A 2796-nucleotide genomic window follows, 5' to 3' on the forward strand; every position below is an offset into this window, starting at 1 on the left:
AGGCCCCTTCCGTCATGACGCGTGCGGCTCGGGGCCCGGCCGCGCGAAGAAGGTCGCGACGTGGGCACGGGTTCGGTCGTCCAGAGTTCGACGGCCTGTGCGCGGTGTCGGGGATCGTCCCCCACCGCATCCGCTGCCGCTTCGGATTCCCTGGGCGAAGGATCGAGGCGCGGCGTGACTGCGTAGCGGCCGCTCGGGCTGAACCAATACGGTTTCACCGCGTCCGGAAGCGGATCGTAGCGCACCGACCCGTCGGTTCGCTCCAGGCGGCAAAGCCCGTAGGACGACCCGCCCGGCCCACATCGGAGGCCGATGAAGGCCAGCCTTCCCTCCGGATCCTCGAACAGATCGCCGTGAATCGTCAGGATGGCCGGTCCACCCGGTCGCGGCGGATAAGCCTCCTCGGCGGAAAGACGTCCGATCGGACCGTCGGACGGCCAGGTGATCCCCCGCCCATCCAGCAGGATTTCGAGATCCGCCGCCCGCAGGACGACGAGGCGGTGGAGGTATTGGGTCTCGTCGCTCGGAACATGGCTCACATAGGCTGCGATCAGCTCGGCATCGCGCGTGACGAACAGCCTACGGGCACAGGAATCCCCGCGCGGCAGGCGCCGCCGCACGACATCCCGGCGCGAGCGCCACGCGATCAGGCAGAGTTCCCCGTCTTCGGACAGGCAGATCAGCCTCTCATCGCCGACAAGGGCGGCGGCGCGGATCGAAGCCCGCGGAAAGGGCATGACCATCTGCCACGCACCGTTGTCTTCGATGGCTGCGACCGTGTTGTAGCGTCGTTCGGTGCCGGTGATCTCCAAACGCGGCATGCGGCGTCCTCATCGAGACGTGGGCTCTGACCTGAGCGGTCCGCAACCAAGGGCGGACAATCCGAATGTGCAAAACGATTGAATGCCCTAATATATCTCAATATAGTCTTATGTAACTCGCGGCTAGCGGACCAATAGACGGCCAAAACATACGACAAGACCTTATGTGGGCGGAAGCCTATGGATTGACCTAGTTCATCGCCGGGGCATCCCTGCATACGGGATCCGATCTCGCGCAGGCGCAGGCTTCGCTCCTGAAAGGTGAGGCCGCGTGACCGTGACCGCCCGGGACGGGCCGGTCGGTCCAAGCCTTTCCGTCGGCACCCCGGCTTCGACGCGGCGCCCGGATTGTGTAGCCTGAGGTCGCAACGGCGCGGCATCGTGCCGTGTCGGAGGGACGGATCATGTCCGGGACCGGCGTCGTCGAAGCTGCGGCCGTCGGGGCGAGTGCTGCCTCCCGCCGGCTCGCCGCCGGCCTGCCGGACCGGTCGCCCCTGAGGCAAGCCGTGACGGCGGCCTGTCGGCGGCCCGAGAGCGAGTGTGTGGCGGCGCTCCTCGATCAGGCCCGCCTGTCGCCCGAGGCCGCCCGGCGCGTCGCCGAACATGCGGGACGCCTGGTCGAAACCCTGCGTCGGCAGGGGCGCCGCGGCGGCGTCGAGGGGCTGATCCAAGAATATGCGCTGTCGAGCCAGGAGGGCGTGGCGCTGATGTGCCTCGCCGAGGCGCTGCTGCGAATCCCCGACACGGCGACGCGGGACGCGCTGATCCGCGACAAGATCGCGGGCGGCGACTGGGCAGCCCATCTCGGGCACAGCCCGTCGCCTTTCGTGAACGCGGCGACCTGGGGCCTGCTCGTCACCGGCAAGCTCGCCGCGACCCGGGACGAGGCCGGTCTGTCCGCCGCGCTCACCCGCCTGATCGCCCGCGGCGGTGAGCCGGTGATCCGCACCGGCGTCGATCTCTGCATGCGGATGATGGGCGAGCAATTCGTGGCCGGGCGGACGATCGCCGAGGCCCTGCGGCATGCCGGGCGGCGCGAGGCCAAGGGCTTCACCTACTCGTACGACATGCTCGGCGAGGCTGCCGTGACCGCGGAGGATGCGAACGCTACCGGGGCGCCTACGCGGAGGCGATCCGGGCGATCGGGGCGGCCTCCGCCGGCCGCGGCGTGCTCCTCGGACCCGGCATCTCGATCAAGCTGTCGGCGCTCCATCCCCGCTACGTGCGGTCGCAGCGCGACCGTGTTCTGGCCGAACTCCATCCCCGTGTGTGGGACCTCGCCCGCCTCGCCAAGGGCTACGGGATGGGCCTGAACATCGACGCCGAGGAGGCCGATCGCCTCGACCTGTCTCTCGATATCCTGGAGCGGCTCGCCCTCGATCCGGACCTCGCTGGCTGGGACGGGCTCGGCTTCGTGGTCCAGGCTTACGGCAAGCGGTGTCCCTTCGTCATCGACGTGCTGATCGATCTCGCCCGCCGAAGCCGTCGGCGGCTGATGGTGCGTCTGGTCAAGGGCGCCTATTGGGACAGCGAGATCAAGCGGGCGCAGGTGGACGGTCTGGCGGATTTCCCGGTCTTCACCCGGAAGCTTCACACCGACGTCTCGTATCTCGCCTGCGCGCGTCGGCTCCTCGCGGCTCCGGACGCGGTCTTGCCGCAATTCGCCACCCACAACGCCCAGACCCTGGCGAGCATCGTCGAGATGGGCGGCCCGGATTTTCGGCCCGGCCAGTACGAGTTCCAGTGCCTGCACGGCATGGGCGAGCCGCTCTACGAGGCCGTGGTCGCCGAAGAGCGCCTGCGCCGCCCCTGCCGGATCTACGCGCCGGTGGGCACTCACGAGACCCTGCTCGCCTATCTCGTCCGGCGGCTTCTGGAGAACGGGGCGAATACCTCCTTCGTCAACCAAGTCGCCGACGCGGCCGTGCCGATCGCGGCGTTGATCGCCGACCCCGTCACCGCCGTGGAGGCCATG

1 protein-coding gene and 2 pseudogenes are annotated in these 2796 nt (G+C 68.9%); 2 read left to right on the forward strand and 1 reads right to left on the reverse strand.

Annotation, left to right across the window (positions count from 1 at the left end; genetic code table 11):
- Window positions 1–812, reverse strand: a pseudogene (locus I53_RS17225) (hypothetical protein); the annotation flags it as partial.
- A 413-nt stretch (window positions 813–1225) separates the two neighbouring features.
- Here I53_RS17225 and I53_RS35195 point away from each other — a divergent pair.
- Both I53_RS35195 and I53_RS35200 read left to right on the forward strand, forming a co-directional pair.
- Window positions 1226–1750 (forward strand): annotated as a pseudogene (locus I53_RS35195) (trifunctional transcriptional regulator/proline dehydrogenase/L-glutamate gamma-semialdehyde dehydrogenase); the annotation flags it as partial.
- A gap of 56 nt (window positions 1751–1806) precedes the next feature.
- Window positions 1807–2796, forward strand: a 990-nt coding sequence (locus I53_RS35200) for a proline dehydrogenase family protein (RefSeq protein WP_251982347.1), incomplete at its 3' end; no start/stop codon positions are given.

Source organism: Methylobacterium sp. B1, from assembly GCF_000333255.1.
GTDB lineage: Bacteria > Pseudomonadota > Alphaproteobacteria > Rhizobiales > Beijerinckiaceae > Methylobacterium > Methylobacterium fujisawaense.